Source organism: Ottowia sp. VDI28 (genome assembly GCF_049532675.1).
Lineage (GTDB): Bacteria > Pseudomonadota > Gammaproteobacteria > Burkholderiales > Burkholderiaceae_C > Ottowia.
In genome coordinates, this window is the sequence record NZ_CP149820.1 from 3,175,420 (window position 1) to 3,192,789 (window position 17,370).

General features: G+C 62.0%; 9 protein-coding genes. 7 read left to right on the forward strand and 2 right to left on the reverse strand.

The window, feature by feature from the left end; translation table 11 throughout:
- Nucleotides 1-94 precede the first annotated feature (94 nt).
- The 6 genes from WJU18_RS15060 to WJU18_RS15085 all read left to right on the forward strand — a co-directional run bounded on the left by WJU18_RS15060 (nt 95) and on the right by WJU18_RS15085 (nt 7,884).
- Complete coding sequence (locus WJU18_RS15060) at nt 95-2,272, forward strand: type I secretion system permease/ATPase (protein WP_423460815.1); 2,178 nt, start codon at nt 95-97, stop codon at nt 2,270-2,272.
- Nucleotides 2,273-2,328: 56 nt separating this feature from the next.
- Entirely contained in the window at nt 2,329-3,642 is a 1,314-nt protein-coding gene (locus tag WJU18_RS15065; RefSeq protein ID WP_423461007.1) for an HlyD family type I secretion periplasmic adaptor subunit, read from the forward strand.
- 12 nt (nt 3,643-3,654) lie between these two features.
- Nucleotides 3,655-4,305 carry a helix-turn-helix transcriptional regulator gene (locus WJU18_RS15070; protein ID WP_423460816.1) on the forward strand — a complete coding sequence of 217 codons (651 nt, stop codon included), beginning with the start codon at nt 3,655-3,657 and terminating at the stop codon, nt 4,303-4,305.
- 159 nt (nt 4,306-4,464) lie between these two features.
- A complete protein-coding gene (locus tag WJU18_RS15075; RefSeq protein ID WP_423460817.1) occupies nt 4,465-5,028 on the forward strand; it encodes a transglutaminase-like cysteine peptidase in 564 nt (187 codons plus the stop codon).
- A 24-nt stretch (nt 5,029-5,052) separates the two neighbouring features.
- The gene (locus WJU18_RS15080) at nt 5,053-7,041 is read left to right on the forward strand and encodes a LapD/MoxY N-terminal periplasmic domain-containing protein (protein WP_423460818.1); all 1,989 of its coding nucleotides are present in this window, start codon (nt 5,053-5,055) and stop codon (nt 7,039-7,041) included.
- Nucleotides 7,042-7,050: 9 nt separating this feature from the next.
- The gene (locus WJU18_RS15085; protein ID WP_423460819.1) at nt 7,051-7,884 is read left to right on the forward strand and encodes a 2OG-Fe(II) oxygenase; all 834 of its coding nucleotides are present in this window, start codon (nt 7,051-7,053) and stop codon (nt 7,882-7,884) included.
- A 678-nt stretch (nt 7,885-8,562) separates the two neighbouring features.
- On the opposite strand, the gene WJU18_RS15090 is transcribed toward WJU18_RS15085, so the two are convergent.
- Nucleotides 8,563-15,696 carry a retention module-containing protein gene (locus WJU18_RS15090; RefSeq protein WP_423460820.1) on the reverse strand — a complete coding sequence of 2,378 codons (7,134 nt, stop codon included), beginning with the start codon at nt 15,694-15,696 and terminating at the stop codon, nt 8,563-8,565.
- Between the two features lie 244 nt (nt 15,697-15,940).
- On the reverse strand, nt 15,941-16,948 hold the full coding sequence (locus WJU18_RS15095) for a LysR family transcriptional regulator (RefSeq protein WP_423460821.1): 1,008 nt from the start codon (nt 16,946-16,948) through the stop codon (nt 15,941-15,943).
- 142 nt (nt 16,949-17,090) lie between these two features.
- Between WJU18_RS15095 and WJU18_RS15100 the strand changes: the two genes are divergently transcribed.
- Nucleotides 17,091-17,342, forward strand: a complete 252-nt coding sequence (locus WJU18_RS15100; RefSeq protein WP_423460822.1) for a hypothetical protein — start codon at nt 17,091-17,093, stop codon at nt 17,340-17,342.
- The last annotated feature ends 28 nt before the right edge of the window (nt 17,343-17,370 follow it).

Genomic DNA, 17,370 nt, shown 5'->3' on the forward strand with positions numbered 1-17,370 from the left:
CGTTCTCTAGTCCGTTCGGTAGCTTTACCTTGATTGGTTCGCGTTTATGTTGTACACCGAATCCAGCATCAGGCCACAACCTCAGGCACCCGGTATGCCTCTGCCAGAGGCGGCCCCCGATGCGGCGGCATGGCGTTTGCCGCCCCATGCCACGCATGACGACCCATTGCTGGCCTGTCTGGTCGAGCTGACACGCCTGCTCGGCCGGCCCATGACGGCGCAAGCGCTCGGCAACGGCCTGCCGCTGGTCAATCAGAGGCTCACGCCGTCCCTGCTGGCGCGTGCCGCAGCCCGCGCGCAATGCACCACGCGCATCGTGCGCCGGAGTCTGCAGCGGCTGCCGCACGGGTTGCTGCCCGTCATCGTGCTGCTCAAGGGCAATCGCGCCTGCCTGATGCTGCAAGAACTAGCGGATGGGGAGTTCCTGGTGCAGTACCCGGAAGCGGGCAGCCCTGTGCAGGTGCCGAGCGAACAACTGAAGGCGCAATACACCGGTTTGCTGTGCTTTGTTCGTCCGCAGTTCCAGTTCGAGCGGAATCTGGATCCGGTGGCGCCGGCGCCCAAGGGGCACTGGTTCTGGAGCGCCATATTCGACAACTGGCGCCTGTACCGGGATGCCTTGCTCGCGGCCGTGCTCATCAACGTGTTTGCCCTGGTAGCCCCGCTGTTCAACATGAACGTGTACGACCGGGTGGTGCCCAACAACGCCATTGAAACGCTGTGGGTGTTGTCCGTGGGCATGCTGCTGGTGCTTGTTTTCAACTATGTACTCACCACGGCGCGCGCCTACGTGGTGGACACGGCCAGCAAGCGCATCGATGTGCGGCTGTCCGCACAGATCATGGAACGGGTGCTCGATCTGCGCATGGAAGGGCGTCCGGCCACGGTAGGGGCGTTCGCGGCCAACCTGCGCTCGTTCGAATCCGTGCGGGACTTCATCGCCTCCGCCAGCTTGACCGCGCTCGTCGATCTGCCCTTCGTGCTGCTGTTTCTTGCTGTGTTGGCATGGATCTCACCCTGGATGCTGATTCCCGCGGTCGGCGCCATCGTTCTGGTTCTGGTCGTCTCCTTGGTGGCCCAGGCCAAGCTCCGGCGCCTGACGCTTCAAACCTTTCAGGCGTCGGCCCAGCGCAATGCCTTGCTGGTCGAGTGCTTGACCAACCTGGAAGCGGTGAAGACCCTCAACGCCCAGGGCAGCATGCAGCGCCGCTGGGAGGAATCCACCCAGTACCTTGCTTACGTGGGCAGCAAGATGAAGTTCATCTCCTCGGCCACGGTCAACTTCGTGCTGACCGTGCAGCAACTGACCACCGTGTGCGTCGTGGTCATCGGCGTCTACGGTGTCCAGGAGCAGGCTTTGTCCCTGGGGGGCATCATCGCGGCGTCCATGATCGCCAGCCGGTGCATGGCGCCGCTGGGGCAGGTCGCGGGGCTGATGATGCAGTTCCACAACACCCGTATCTCGCTGAGTGCGATCGACAACTACATGGCGATGGCCGTCGAGCACAAGAGCGACCAGGAATATGTTTCCCGGCCTCGCCTGGATGGTGCCATCGAATTCCGCGACGTTGTCTTCAGCTATCCGGGCCGCACGCAACCCGCGCTCAGCGGTATTTCCTTTACGGCCAGGGCAGGGGAGCGGATCGGCATCATTGGCCGCATCGGCTCCGGAAAGAGTACGCTCGAAAAACTGGTGCTTGGCCTGTATCAACCGACGGAAGGCGCCATTCTCATCGATGGCGTGGACACGCGGCAGATCGACCCCGCCGATTTGCGCCGTGCCATTGGCCACGTGCCGCAGGATCCGCTGCTGTTCTACGGCAACCTCAAGCACAACCTGCTGATCGGTGCGCCCCACGCGACGGAGCAAGACATGCTGTTCGCGGCTCGTATCGCCGGCGTGGACGAATTCGCAGCCCAGCATCCGCAGGGGTACGACATGCCGATCGGCGAGCGTGGCGAATCTCTTTCGGGCGGCCAGCGGCAGTCCATTGCCGTGGCCCGCGCTCTGATCAATGATCCGCCCATCCTGCTGCTCGACGAGCCCAGCAGCAACCTCGACAACCAGAGCGAAGCTCAGCTCAAGCGCCACCTCATGCAGGCCAGTGCGGGCAAGACCATGCTGTTGGTCACGCACCGTACGGCGCTGCTTGATCTGGTGGAGCGGATCATCGTCATTGACGGTGGCTGCGTGGTCGCTGACGGCCCCAGGGATCAGATCATCCTGGCGCTGCGGCAAGGGCAGATCGGAAGTGTGAAAGGCCGCACATGACGAGTTTCTTCCACAACCCCCAGCCGATCCATCACCTGCCGCAGCCAAGGCGTTCCATGGACGGTATGCATGACCCTGCGGATCTGGCCGCTGACGCGCAATGGGCGGTCGGCCAGCAGCAGGCGCGCGGCTCACGCCTGCTGCTGTGGACATCGTTTTTCGCGGTGGCGGCACTCCTCGTCTGGGCCAGTCTCGGCCATATCGATGAGGTCGTACGCGGCCAGGGCCAGGTGGTGCCTTCACGCCAGGTTCAAGTCGTGCAAAGCCTGGACGGTGGCATCGTGGAGGAGATTCTTGTACGGCCCGGCGAGACGGTGAACGCCGGCCAAGTGCTGTTGCGCATCGACCCCACACGCTACAGTGCCTCGCTGGGGGAAAACAAGGCCGAATCCCTGGCGCTGCAAGCGAAGGCCGCTCGCCTGGAGGCGCTGGCCACGGGACGGCCTTTCCTCGTGCCCGACGAATTGGCCCGTGCCGTGCCTGACGCGGTGAGCATGGAGCGCCGGACGTGGGAGTCGCGCACCCAGGAGCTCAACACCGCCGTCAACATCGCCCGCGACCAGCTCGGACAACGGCAGCAGGAGTTGAGGGCCACCCAGGCCCAGCAGGAGCAGGCCACCGGAAGCTGCCGCCTGACCACCGATGAGCTCAACGTGACCCGCCCGCTGCTGAAAAGCGGTGCGGTGTCCGAAGTGGAGCTGCTGCGCTTGCAGCGGGATGTGGTGCGCTTTTGCGGCGAAGCGGAGACGGCCCGCGCGCAATTGGGGCGCATTCAGGCCGCGATCTCGGAGGCAGAGCGAAAAATCCGCGAATCCGAGCTCACCATCCGTAATCAGGCCAGCGCCGAGCTCTCGGAAACGCGCACCAAGCTTTCCACATTGGCGCAAGGCCAGAGGGCGCTGGCGGATCGTGTCAAGCTGGCGGAGGTGCGGGCGCCTGTACGCGGCACCATCAACAATATGCTGGTGAACACGGTAGGCGGCGTTGTGCAACCGGGCAAGGAAATTCTCGACATCGTTCCCAGCGACGACACGCTGCTGCTCGAAGTGCAGGTCAGTCCGCGTGATATTGGATTCCTGCACTTCGGCCAGGACGCCGAGGTCAAGTTCACCGCCTATGATTTTTCCATCTATGGCGGCCTGGCGGGGAAGGTGGAGCAGATTGGCGCCAACACCGTCACCGACGAGCGTGGCAACACTTTCTACGTGGTCAAAGTGCGCACTGACCGCTCCCATGTCGGCGACGACACCCGTCCCGTGATTCCGGGCATGCAGGCTGAAGTCCACATTCTTACCGGCCGCCGCACGCTCATGCACTACCTGCTCAAACCGATTCTGCGTGCGAAGTCCAACGCGCTTGTCGAGCGCTGAATGACCACGTCCATGGAACGAGAACGATTCGAGCATCATGCAAGCACACTCAATCCTGATGGTGACGCGCAACGACGCCCTTTGGCTGCATTGGCGGCAGATCGACGGTGCGCACTGGTTGCCGGCGAGGGGCAAGGCTTGCCGGACATGCAGCGCTGGGCTGCGCAATCCCGGGAGTTCGTGGTGCTCGACGCGGCTCTGCCTCACCTGCCTCGCTGGGATTCGGCCGAGTGGGCTACCTATTTCAGGAGCCTCAAGGTTCTCGTGCTGAATACGCACCCGAGTGACGCGGAAGCGCACCAAGTCCTGTCGGGTGGGGCCAGCGGGTACGCACATGCCCTCACGCCCGTTCCCTCCCTGAACACCATCCTTTTGAGCATCCAGGAAGACAGCGTGTGGCTGGGCCGCAGCCTTATGCAGCGCCTGCTGCAGGACGTTGGCAGCCGGCTGCCGCCACTTGGCCCGCAAGAATGGATGCAAGGCCTCAGCCCGCGTGAGCAGGAGGTGGCTCAGATGGCGTCCATGGGAAGTGGCAACCAGCAAATCGCGGAACGTCTCGGTATTACCGAGCGCACCGTGCGAGCCCATCTCTCGGCTGTTTTCGAAAAACTCCAGGTCAGCGATCGTCTCATGCTGGCCCTCAAGGTTCATGGCATAGCTTAGAGCGTGTGGTCATCCGATTCAACCTTCAGGCGACGAGATATCCGAGGCCTGGTGTTGCTTGCGCGTGGGGCGCTGGGATTTGCTTTTTTTGTGGCGTTTCTGTTTCCCGCACCCGGGCGCAGCGCTCTCGAATTCGACGAGGCTCGATTGGAGAAAACCATGTTGTCCCGCTACGGCCCGCAGGGCGTTCGCATGTTGAGCGACTGGCTGAATGTGTTGCAGGAGCAGATGGGCCGTTCCCAGGAGCAGCAGCTGGAAAAAATAAATGCCTTCTGGAACCAGGCCGTGCTCAACGCGGACGACCTCACTGTCTGGGGCGAAACAGACTACTGGGCGACCCCATTGGAGAGCCTGGGCAAGCGAGCAGGCGACTGCGAGGATTTCGTCATCGGCAAGTACTTCTCGCTTGTGCGCCTGGGCGTGCCTGTGGAGAGGCTGCGGCTCATTTACGTGCGTGCGCGTATGGGGGGCGCGGGCAGCAGCCAGAGTATCGCGCACATGGTGCTCGGCTACTACGCGACACCAGATGCCGATCCCCTGGTGCTGGACAGCCTGCTCGGCGACATCCTGCCCGCCAGCCAGCGCAGCGATCTGACGCCCGTGTTCAGCTTCAACGGACAAGGCATCTATATCACCACTGGAGGCCTGACGGCACCAGCGGAGCGCATCGGCCGTTGGCGTGGGTTGCTGGCACGCATGCAACAGGAAGGATTCACGCCATGAACACGCTCTAAAGAGGAGGCGGTTATGTCTTTGTTAAAACGGCTTCTGCTCAGCGTCACGGCAGCGATGCTGATTATCCTGGCGGGCACCCTGGCTTTCAGCATCGGCGCAGCGCGCCAATACCTGGACAGTCAACTGCGATCCGAAAGCGAGAACATGGTCTCGTCGCTGGCCCTGTCGCTATCCCAACCCGCCAACCAGGACCCGGTGACGCGCGAGTTGTTGATGACGGCCTTGTTCGACAGCGGCCAGCTCCACGAGATCCGTCTGACAGCCTCCGATGGGGCAGAACTGTTCGCGCGCCAGCAAAGCGATGAGGAGCTGGCGGGGCAGGAGGCTCCGCAATGGTTCTCATGGTTGCTGCCACTGACCCAACCGCGGGCCGAGCGGGTCATCAGTGACGGCTGGCGCCAGGTCGGCCAGATTTCACTGGTGGTGGGCAATGGTTCCGCCAGCTACGCTCTTTGGCAAGGCAGCCTGCGCATGACTGTCCTGATTTTGGCCGCAGGTGTGGCGTGGGCTCTGTTCGTGGCCACATTGCTCAAGTGGTTCCGGCGCGTGCTGAACGAAGAAATATCGGCGCAGGTGCGCACCATTGGCACTCAGGCCAGGCGGAGGCTTCCTGCCCATTCGCGCATGGCGGAGTTGAGTTCACTGGTCAGCGTCATTGACGATACCCGTGAACGAGCGCGCGTTCGCCAGAAGGAGCAGACCCAGCGAATCGAGTCGCTGGAACTGGAGATCAATCGTGATCCCGTCACTCAATTGCCCAATCGGCGCTACTTCATCAATGAATTGCGCAAGGCCCTTGAGGGCGGTGCGGGAAAGGCATCGCACGGCCACGTGCTGCTGTTCCGCCAGCGCGATCTGCAAGCGTTGAATGCCAGCATGACACGCGCTCAGGTCGATGCCTGGCTGGTCAATGTCGGCCGGCGGGTTGGCGATGTGCTGGCCGCTCAAGCCGCCGCGGGCGAGTACCCGCAAGACAGCGGGTTTCTGGCGCGACTCAACGGCTCGGACTTCGCGGTGCTCATGCCAGGCCTGCAAGGGCCGCGGGTCACACGCCTGGTCCAGCAGATCCGGCAGGTGTTGCAATCCTTGCGTGTTCCCATGGGAGGGGTGCCCTGGTGCCGGTGGGCCTATGCGCTGACCGATTACGCCTCCTCCAGTTCGACGGGCGAGGTATTTGCGCGTCTCGACCATGCGCTGATGCGCACGGAAAGCGCTGGCCACGCCGAAGTGGAATACGTGGTTCATAGCGCCCGTGAAGCAGAGCGCAGCTCCGCGGGCGAAAGCGAATGGCAGCATACGCTGGCTGCCGCGTTGGCGGAGCCGCAGCGGCTGAGCCTGGACGTCCATGAACAGACCTATCTGGGGCCGCAAGGCAGGGTTGAACATCACGAGGCCTGGCTGCAGCTTCACGAGAACACGCGAGACGGAGAGAGCCAGGCCATGGCGGGCTCGCTATTTCTCCCCGTGGCCGTGCGCCTGGGACTATCGGCCGAGTTCGACTTGAGCGCCGTGGCCTTGGGCCTGCATTGGTTGACCGAGCAGCGCAGTGGGCAACTTATCGTGCGCATTTCGTTGCCTTCGCTGGCACAGGCCGATTTTCTGGCGGATCTGAACGCATTGCTGGACGGGTGGGAACGGAAGGACACGGCCAACACGCTGTCCCGATTGATCCTGGAGCTGGATGCCCATGGTGCCGTGGCTTACCCAGACGAGTTGCTTGCTCTTTGCGCCCAAGTCAGAGACCGGGGTGTCCGCACGGGTCTGCGCCGTCTGGATCAGGCGCCCGGAGCGCTTCTTCACCTGCATGCATTGCCCTTGGCCTATGTCAAGCTGGGAGGTGATTTCGTGATTCAATCGCACCAAAACCCAGGTACCCGCCATCTGATGATGGCCATGGTGTCGACCGCGCGCGAACTTGGAGCGAGTGTCTACGTCACGGGTTTCCTCGACATGAAAATCGCCGAATGGCTGGTTCAGCATGGTGCAAGCGTACCGGCGTAGGAGAGCATCATGACCCAGGCGCTTATCGGCAAGCATGGTGAGCAGTGGCACGAATGGGTGCTGAGCAATCTGTCGCGGCAATGCACGCCGCATAGCCTGTTCGAGCGCATGGTGGCCCGGGTCTGGTCCCAAGACGACGCCGCTGCCGCGATTGATGAGGGCTTGGCTGCGTTGGGGCGGCCAAGCGACTGGCGGGTCCCCTTGCCACGCATCCGTGTTCAGGGCGAGGCCCAGAGCATGGTTACCGTTCTGGGCCGGCTGCAGCGTCCTCAGGCCGTGCTGCTGGACAACCTGCTCAGCCAGCAGGAATGCCAGGCTCTGACTGACTATGCGCTCCATAAGGGGCTTACGGCTTCTGGTGTCGTGGATTGGGCCACTGGCCAAAGCGTTTCGCACGAGGCCAGAACCAGTTCCAGTGTCTTTTTCAACCGCGCTGAGACACCGCTCATCGGCGCTGTGGAAGACCGGCTTGCCGCGGTGACTGGATGGCCGGTCTCTCATGGGGAAGGGCTGCAGGTGTTGCGCTATGCGCCTGGGCAGGAATACAAACCGCATCATGACTGGTTCGATCCGGCCAGATCCGGCAGCGCCACGCATCTGCGGCGCGGCGGCCAGCGGGTGAGCACCACGGTCATCTACCTGGCAGCGGCCCGTGCGGGCGGCGGTACTTGTTTCCCCAACGCGGGCCTGGAGCTCACCCCTCGTACCGGCGGCGCTGTTTTCTTCACGAATCTCACCATGGATGGCAAGCCCGACGAAATGTCCCTGCACGCTGGCACACCCGTAATCGAGGGCACCAAGATTGTGATGACCTATTGGCAGCGCGAAGGGCCGTTTGTCTGAGCGCGCGTTCGAAGTCTTAGCGCGAAGGCCCAACGGAGTATGCTCATGCGGGGTTTTTCTCCCTCTCCCGCTTGCGGGAGAGGGTTGGGGGGCCGGCCATCCGGTGAGGGTCAGCGGCGGTTGTTCGTTCGCAGTGCTTTCTAATGACCTTCTGCTGTTTAATTTGATGTCGGAGGCCGGGATTGCCCCCGGCGGTGCAGTCACCTTCTTTTGCGTCGCCAAAAGAAGGTAACCCAAGAAAAGGCGACCCCACTGCCCGCGTCCCTGCGCTGCGCTCCGGGCAGCCTGCGATGCTCGGTCAAGGGGCGGTGCTGCAGAACTCGCTACGATCGCTTCGCTCACTGCGCTCAAACAGCTGCAGCAAGCTAGAGCACGAAGCAAGGGCATCTTGCAGTGCCCTTGCCCGCCCCTTGCCCTGCGCTTCTCAGCGCGGGCAGAGGGGACCCGCGGCTCGGGCCATCGCTGCGCTCGGCCCCGGCATCAATGGGCTTCGCTGTCTTTACGCCTTCCCCCTCTGGGGGAAGGTTGGGATGGGGGCTTTCACAGCGCCACTTCTCCGCGGCTGTTCTTTTCCAGCGCTCGACAATCATCCAGAAATAACGGCACGTCAGCATTCAGACCCAGCAACGCAGGACCCTATCCCAAGACCTTGAACACGTCCTCAGCGATAGCCTCCCATTACAGATGCTGCTGGTTCTGGTGGCCTTGTTCCACCATGGATTTGGCCAGTTCCTCCGCCTCCGCAGGCACGGGCGTAGGCTCGTGTGCTGAAGCTGGCGCAGCTGCGAGAGCACCCGCGGTGGATTCGCCGTTCGCGGCAGGCGCTGGCGTTGTCGTGGGGGAGGGTGGCAACAATGTGTCGATGCTACCGCTCCCGCTGTCCTCCAGGATGTGCTCAGGAATGGGGGGAGGCGCCTCGGAAGTGCCAGAACCTGGGCTTGTGCTGGTACTTGTGTGGTTTCCCGTTTCCTCTGTTTCCGCGGCCGAGGTGGCGGGCATCGGCACCGTGTCGCCATCCACCAGCGCGACGTGCTCGGGCTCGCTGCTTGGCTGAGGCGCGGTGGATGAGCTCTCGGTTTTGCCGGAATCCACGGACGCCGTCAGTGCCATGGCTTCCGGTGCTGTGTTGGTTGAGTCGGCCGTCAGGGGCTCCGCGAAGGCTGAAACCTGAGAGTTCATCAACCCCGAAGATCCGGTCGTGACGTGAATATCTAGGGTTTGAGCGGTGGTGACATCCCCGTCATGGTCTTGCGCAGTGATGTTGAATTGATAGCTGTAGTCGGGAGGAAGAATCAGCTTTCCGACCGAAACCGCTTGCAGCCGGATGCTGCCGTCGGTGCCTGTGATGGACACAAGATTGAAGTCAATCGTTGGATCAATCACCAGATGCCCATCCACCACCGTCGCTGTACCCGACTGGGTCTGGTTGGTCAGGGAATTCGTGGCAGTCCAGGAGACCGACCCTCCTGAGCCTGAGGCATCGAAGTCGAGTTTACCCACGAATTGCGGATCGGTTGTCGCGGGGGTGTTGCCTGGCGAGCCCACGGAGTGGAATTCCATGGTGAAGTTTTCACCCGCACTGATGAACTGGTTGCCTACCCCAAAACCTTGCGTTGAGGAGTTGACTCCGCTGCCGGATCCCGTGAACTCGATCAAGCCATCGGAGGTTTCAATCCAGGGTGTCGGGCCACCCGAAGCCAATGTGGTCAGAGATTGGGTGACTGCGATTTCCGGCTGAGGATCCAGCAGGTCGAAGTGATAGGTTCCGTCAGGCTTCACGGCCAGTGAGAAGACGGGGTCGCCGCCCTGGGTCTGCGCGTGCAGTGTGGTGGTGCCGTCAGGCGCTACCGTCTGTGTATAGCTGATGCCGGTAATGGTCGGGCCACTGATGAAGAAGCGGTCGATGCCATCGGCTCCAGGGCTCAGCGTGAAGGTGCCGTCCACAGATCCTATGGTGTTGGGGAGAGTCCCAGGGAGGAAGGCTCCTAATGTCGGCACGTCGTCAATGATATTGACCGCCAGGGTGCCATTGCCCGAGTCTCCATCGGTGTCCGTCACGACGACCGGCAGATTCTCAAACAGGCTGTTGTTGCCATTGCCTGTGGGGTGCGCTTCGTTGGCGTTCAGCGTGTAGCTGTAGCTGATCTCCCCGGTGGCCGAGTTGTAGTTCGTCACCGTGAAGGTGTTGCCCAGGGTGGTGGTGAAGCTCGAATTGGCGGGAACCAGGGCGCCATTCTGGACGACCACCACGCCGCCAATGGTCACGGTGTTGACGCCGTCTGGCGCGGAGATCTTGAACGTGCCTGTGGAGGCTTCATTGGGGCTGGAGGGATTCGAGCCGATGCTGAGGGCGGCTTCATAGACCACTGCATCGCCGCCACTGGCCGCTGGGGTCAGGTCGGTGATGGTGACTCCATGGTCGCCAAGGGTTAGCGTCAGGGTGGCTGTGACCGCATCGCCATCGCCGTCGGTCAACGTGTAGGTGAAGACTTCCGAAGCCTGCAGCGCGCCCGAACCGCTTCGGGTATAGACATAGCTGCCGTTGGCTTGCATGACCAGCGTGCCGTATTGGCCAGTGATGGTGATCACGCCGGCGGCAATCACCGGAAGGTTGCCTGGGGCATTATTGCTGGCCACGGTCGTGACGGTGGCGCCATCGGCGCCTTGCACGTCGGCACCGGCAGCGCCGCCGGTAGTGCCGGCGCCCGTGATGACATTGCCCGCAGCTTGAGAAGTGGCATTGTCGACCACGTCGCTGTCATTTCTGGCCAAGGGTACGTCATCGACGATCTCGATGGTCAGCGGAGCACTGGCCGGATCGCCATCGCTGTCGGTGACGGTGACGGTGAAGGAGTCGGTCTCTGCTACCGCAGGCACATCCGTTGTGGTGCCTGTCAGGGTGTAGCTGTAGCTGTAAACACCACCCGATAGAGAAATGGTCAACGTACCGTGGGCGCCATTGACGGTACCGCCGCTGGTGACATTGATGCCATTGATGACTACGGATGCCAGAGTGTCATTGCCGGTGGTGATGTCAAGTGTGCCGGTGGTGATCTTGCTGTCACCGGGATCGGAGCCTGAGGGCAGGCCAGCCTCGTGGACCAGGCTGGCGCCGTTGGGTGTGATATCAACGGTGGGCGTGGAATCGCTCAACAGCGTGATGGTCACCGTGGCTGTGGAAGGATCGCCATCGGCATCGGTGATTGTGTACTGGAAGGTGACAGTGCCCGTTTCACCAGCCCCAGGTGCATAGGTGAAGGTGCCGTCATTGTGATAGGTCAGCGTCCCTGTGGCGGCATTGGCTCCGTTCATTGGCGAGGTGTGGCTGACCCCTGTGGTCAGATTGACGCCATCGGCACCGCGAGTGTCATTGGCCAGTGCGTTGACGATGATGGAAGCATTTTCCGTGGCCTGAGTGGCGCTGTCATTTCTGGCTGTGGGCACGTCATCGACCATCTCGATGGTCAAGGGCGCACTGGCCGGATCGCCGTCACTGTCGGTGACGGTGACGGTGAAGGCGTCGGTCTCTGCTACCGCAGGCACATCCGTTGTGGTGCCCGTCAGGGTGTAGCTGTAGCTATAGACACCGCCTGACAAGGAGATCGTGAGTGTGCCGTGGGCGCCATTGACTGTGCCGCCGCTGGTCACATCAACGCCATTGATAAACACGGAAGCCAGGGTATCGCCGCCGGTCGTGATATCGAGTGTGCCCGTGGTAGTCTTGCTGCTGCCTGGATCGGAACCTGTGGGCAGGCCGGCTTCGTGGACCAGGCTGGCGCCGTTGGGTGTGATATCAACGGTGGGTGTGGAGTCGCTCAGCAACGTGATGGTCACTGTGGCTGTGGAAGGATCGCCATCGGCGTCAGTGATGGTGTATTGGAAGGTGACGGTACCCGTCTCACCCGCACCCGGTGCATAGGTGAACGTGCCATCGTTGTGATAGGTGAGCGTACCGGTGGCGGCATTCGCGCCATTCATCGGCGAGGTGTGGCTGACCCCTGTGGTCAGATTGACGCCATCGGCACCGCGAGTGTCATTGGCCAGCGCGTTGACAGTGACGGAAGCATTTTCTGTGGCCTGAGCGGTACTGTCATTTCTGGCCGTGGGCACATCGTCGACGATTTCGATGGTCAAGGAAGCGCTGGCCGGATCGCCATCACTGTCAGTCACGGTGACCGTGAAGGGATCGGTTTCCGGGACAGCAGGGGCATCCGTTGTGGTGCCCGTCAGGGTGTAGCTGTAGCTATAGATACCACCTGACAAAGAGACCGTGAGCGTGCCATGCAAGCCGTCGACGGTACCACCGCCGGTGACGTCCACCCCATTGATGACCACGGAGGCCAGAGTGTCGCCGCCGGTGGTGATATGAAGTGTGCCGGTAGTGATCTTGCTGTCGCTTGGATCAGAGCCTGACGGCAGCCCGGCTTCATGGACCAGTCCGGTACCGGGTGCGGCTTGCGGATCGCTCGGTGTGATATCAACGGTAGGTGTGGAGTCACCCAGTAAGGTGATCATGACCGTGGCCGTGGAGGGGTCGCCATCGGCATCGGTGATGGTGTACTGGAACGTGACAGTGCCTGTTTCTCCTGCACCCGGTGCATAGGTGAAGGTGCCGTCATTGTGGTAGGTCAGCGTCCCTGTGGCGGCATTGGCACCGTTCATTGGCGAGGTGTGGCTGACTCCCGTGACCAGGTCAACGCCATCGGCACCGCGAGTGTCGTTGGCCAGTGCGTTGACGGTGACGGAAGCATTTTCCGTGGCCTGAGTGGCACCGTCATTTCTGGCTGTGGGTACGTCATCGACAATCTCGATAGTGAGCGGAGCGCTGGCGGGGTCGCCATCGCTGTCCGTGACAGTGACGGTGAATGGATCAGTTTCTGCTACCGCAGGCGTATCCGTTGTGGGGCTTGTGAGGGTGTAGCTGTAGCTGTAAACCCCGCCAGACAGAGATACCGTGAGGGTGCCATGCAACCCGGTGACGGTGCCGCCGGTGGTGACATCGATGCCATTGATAAACACGGAAGCCAGGGTGTCGCCGCCAGTCGTGATGCCGAGTGTGCCGGTGGTGATCTTGCTGTCACCGGGATCGGAGCCTGAGGGCAGGCCAGCCTCGTGGACCAGGCTGGCACCGTTGGGTGTGATATCAACGGTGGGTGTGGAATCGCTCAGCAACGTGATGGTCACTGTGGCTGTGGAAGGATCGCCATCGGCATCGGTGATGGTGTACTGGAAGGTGACAGTGCCCGTTTCACCAGCTCCAGGTGCATAGGTAAAGGTACCGTCATCGTGGTAGGTCAACGTCCCTGTGGCCGCATTGGCACCGTTCATCGGCGAGGTGTGGCTGACTCCTGTGACCAGGTCAACGCCATCGGCACCACGGGTATCATTGGCCAGCGCGTTGACGGTGATGGAAGCATTTTCCGTGGCCTGAGTGGCACTGTCATTTCTGGCTGTGGGCACGTCATCGACGATCTCGATGGTCAGCGGAGCGCTGGCGGGGTCACCGTCGCTGTCCGTGACGGTGATGGTGAACGGGTCGGTCTCCGCAACGCTTGGCGCATCCGTCGTGGTGGCCGTCAGGGTGTAGCTATAGCTATAGACGCCTTCTGACAGAGAGACGGTGAGTGTGCCGTGCAAGCCATTGACGGTACCGCCGCTGGTGACATCGACGCCATTGATGACTACGGAGGTCAGGGTGTCACCGCCGGTCGTGATATGAAGTGTGCCCGTGGTGGTCTTGCTGTCACCGGGGTCGGAACCTGAAGGCAATCCGGCCTCATGAACCAAGCCTGTGCCGGGGGCGGTTTCCGGATCGCTCGGTGTGACGTCGACGGTAGGCGTGGAATCATCCAGCAAGGTGATGGTCACCGTGGCTGTCGAGGGATCGCCATCGGCATCGGTGATCGTGTACTGGAAGGTGACAGTGCCCGTTTCACCGGCCCCTGGCGCATAGGTGAAAGTGCCGTCATCGTGATAGGTCAGCGTGCCGGCAGTGGCATTCGCCCCGTTCATGGGTGGGGTGTAGGTGACCCCCGTGACCACGTTGACCCCATCAGCGCCACGGGTGTCATTCGCGAGCGCATCAATGGTGATGGATGCATTTTCCGTGGCCTGAGTGGAGCTGTCGTTCACGGCCGAAGGCACGTCATCGACGATCTCGATGGTCAGAGAAGCGCTGGCGGGATCGCCATCACTGTCAGTCACGGTGACGGTGAAAGGATCGGTCTCTGCGACAGCGGGGGCATCCGTCGTGGTGGCCGTCAGGGTGTAGCTATAGCTATAGACGCCTTCTGACAGAGAGACGGTGAGTGTGCCGTGCAATCCAGTGACGGTGCCGCCACCGGTGACATCGACACCATTGATGACTACCGAGGCCAGAGTGTCGCCGCCGGTGGTGATATGAAGTGTGCCGGTGGTGGTTCTGCTGTCGCCAGGGTCGGAGCCCGAGGGCAGCCCAGACTCATGGACCAAGCCTGTGCCGGGCGAGGCTTCCGGGTCGCTCGGTGTGATCTCGACGGTAGGCGCAGAGTCATCCAGCAAGGTGATGGTCACCGTGGCCGTGGAAGGATCGCCATCAGCATCGGTGATGGTGTACTGGAAGGTCACAGTCCCCGTTTCGCCGGCCCCTGGCGCATAGGTGAAAGTGCCATCGTCGTGATAGGTGAGCGTGCCGGTAGCGGCATTGGCGCCATTCATCGGCGCGGTGTGACTCACTCCCGTGGCCAGATTGACGCCGTCAGCGCCGCGGGTGTCGTTGGTCAGCACATCAATGATGACGGAGGCATTCTCCGTGGCCTGCGCAGCACTGTCGTTCACCGCTGAGGGCACGTCGTCGATGATCGCGATGTTGACATGATTGCCCGATACCGTAGCGCTGCCATTCGTGATGGAGTAAACAAAGCTCTCGATCTCCGCCGCTCCGTCGGCGTCGGTGGTCGGGCTGGTGAGTGTGAAGGTGTAGTGGCCTTGCGCATTGATGGTGTATTCACCATGAGGCGTGGTACCCGAGGCAGGCACCACCACCCAACCGGCAGGTACGGACACTTGGCCGCTGACGGAGTTGCTCTCGTCACCCGCGCTCGATCCTCCAGGCAAACCGGCTTCGTTGGCGTGGTTTTCGGTCGTGGTCGGGCTCGGTGGAGGAGGAGGGGGCGGTGGCGGCACGGGCACTGGAACAGGCACTGGAACCGGAACCGGAACGGGCTCTGGTACCGGCACGGGCACAGGCTCTGGCACTGGCACTGGCAATGGCACCGGCACCGGCACCGGCACCGGAACGGGTACTGGCACGGGGATGGGCTCAGGGATCGGAGCCGGCTCGGGCGCTGGCGTCGGCTCCACCATCGCCGTGCCCAGCTCCGCTGGGTCAATGGAAGGTCTGCCAATGTCAGGGTAGGTCAGGCTCAGTGGCGTTGTGCTTTCCAGGATACTGCTCAGACGCACGAACGTTCCACCTCCGCCACTACCACCGACGAGCCCTGCGGCGGTTGGATCCAGTTGACTGAGCGGATCCTGTCCGGCAATGATGGCGCTGATCAAAGCATCCGTCGCCCCGGCCGACTGCCGTGCGATGGCCGCTTCGTTGGGCTCCGGCGGATGAATGAGCTCAGGGGTCAGCGCCAGGCTCTGGCTTTCGCCAATGATCAGCGGAGGCATGCCATCGGCCTGCAACTGCACGGAACTGCCCGAGGCCGTCACGATGTTCGCGTCGGCGGCGATGCGCATGCCCTCGTGCAGCGCGGTGAGCGAGCCGTCCGCGTGGCGGATCCAGGCTTGGCCGGTGAGCTTGGTGACGAGTACCGTGTTTGCCATGATCGTATGACTCCGGTTGAGCTGCAGAGAAAAGGGCCTTGCGCGGCGCGCAGATTCCTTGACGCTGAGTCATCGTAGGCAGGCTAACCATGTGCGCCTATTGGCGGCGGCGCCAATAGGAAGATGTGTTTAGGCAACATTCCCAAGGCTCTTCCGTTTCCCGAAGCCCTTGCCCGCTGAGATGAATAGGCGCAGATCTACTTCGAAAAAGTAACTCCAGCCCGTGAAAGCAATAGATCCAGGCCTATGGGTATGGGGTGTTAGGTGTTAGAGGTGGAAAATCGGCGCGACCCCATTCGGCTTCATTTGGCAGCCGCTCCAAGGATGGGTGCCCGGGTAGCGTCTCCAGCAGGTAGTCGACAAAGGCCCGGACCTTGGTGGGTACATATTTCCGATCACGGAAGCAGGCAAAAAAATCCAGCGTATCGTCTTCGAACGCCAGTTGGCCTTTATGCCTTTTTCGTGGAGGCTTGAGTATCAGCGGCACCAGCCGACCTTCCTGTATGTGGTGGCGCGCGACGAAAGTGCCGACCCACGTGATGCCGCCACCAGACACGGCGAACTCTGTCACCGTATCTATGTCGGTACCGATGGCTGCGATTCTCAGCGGTGGATCCACACGTTGGCCGTCGCGAGTGAATGGCCAACGCATGAAGCGGCCATCCCGCTCGCGCCGATACAGAAGGCAAGCGTGCTGCAGCAGATCCTCGGCTACTTGGGGATAGCCATGTCGCCTCAGATATTCAGGCGACGCGCATAGTATGCGCGGTACTGCCGCCAGTGGCCGCACCGACATGCCGGGCTCCAGCACGTCGCGGTAGCAGATGCTGATGTCTACGTCTTCCTTGAGCACGTGCACGTGGCGGTCCGTGACAAGCAATTCCAGGTTCACTTGCGGGTGGCGGTGGGCGAAAGCCGGCAACAGCGGTGCAAGAATATGGCGGCCAAAGGCCGCCATGCATGCGACGCGCAGGCGCCCATGCAGTTCCCCATGAACCTGGGACGCATCGGATTGGGCTTTTTCCAGTTCATCGAGCACAGGCGCCACTCGGGATAGATAGCGCTCACCGGCTTCGGTGAGCGCCATGGAGCGCGTCGTGCGGGTGATCAGCCGTGTCCCCAGTTCGCGCTCAAGACGAGAAATGTTCTGGCTGGCAGCGGCGGGTGAGATCCCCAACTGGCGCGCGGCGGAGGCGATCGAACCGCCTTCCAGGGCTTTGACAAAGGTTTCGATGGCGCGCAGGTTCGGCATGGATATGAATATATTGCCAAACCTATTCGTAAGTCTGGCTTATGACTCCGACAAGCCTGGGCCATCTACTGCGTATGCGCTGGGCTGCGTACAGTTGAACGCGATGCCAAGGGCCGCGGGTGCCCTGGCTTGATTGACTTGGGTGGACGCTATGCAGAATGTGATCGAGGCGGTAACGCCGAAGGGCGATGTGGTTTTTCGCGCTCCAGACGGAAGCTATATCGTGGCGCAGCAGATCGACGCAAAGCCTTTGAGGCAAGCGCAGGTTCTCGAAGGTACTTTGGACAACATAGGCATTGAGAGCGCACGGGATCCGGCCACGGGGACGATTTACGAGCTCTTCATTGCCGCCTATGGCCTTTCCCGTGAAGGGGCGCTTGGGGCGCTTGAGTGAGGGGGCGGACTGGCGCAACCCAGGTAGC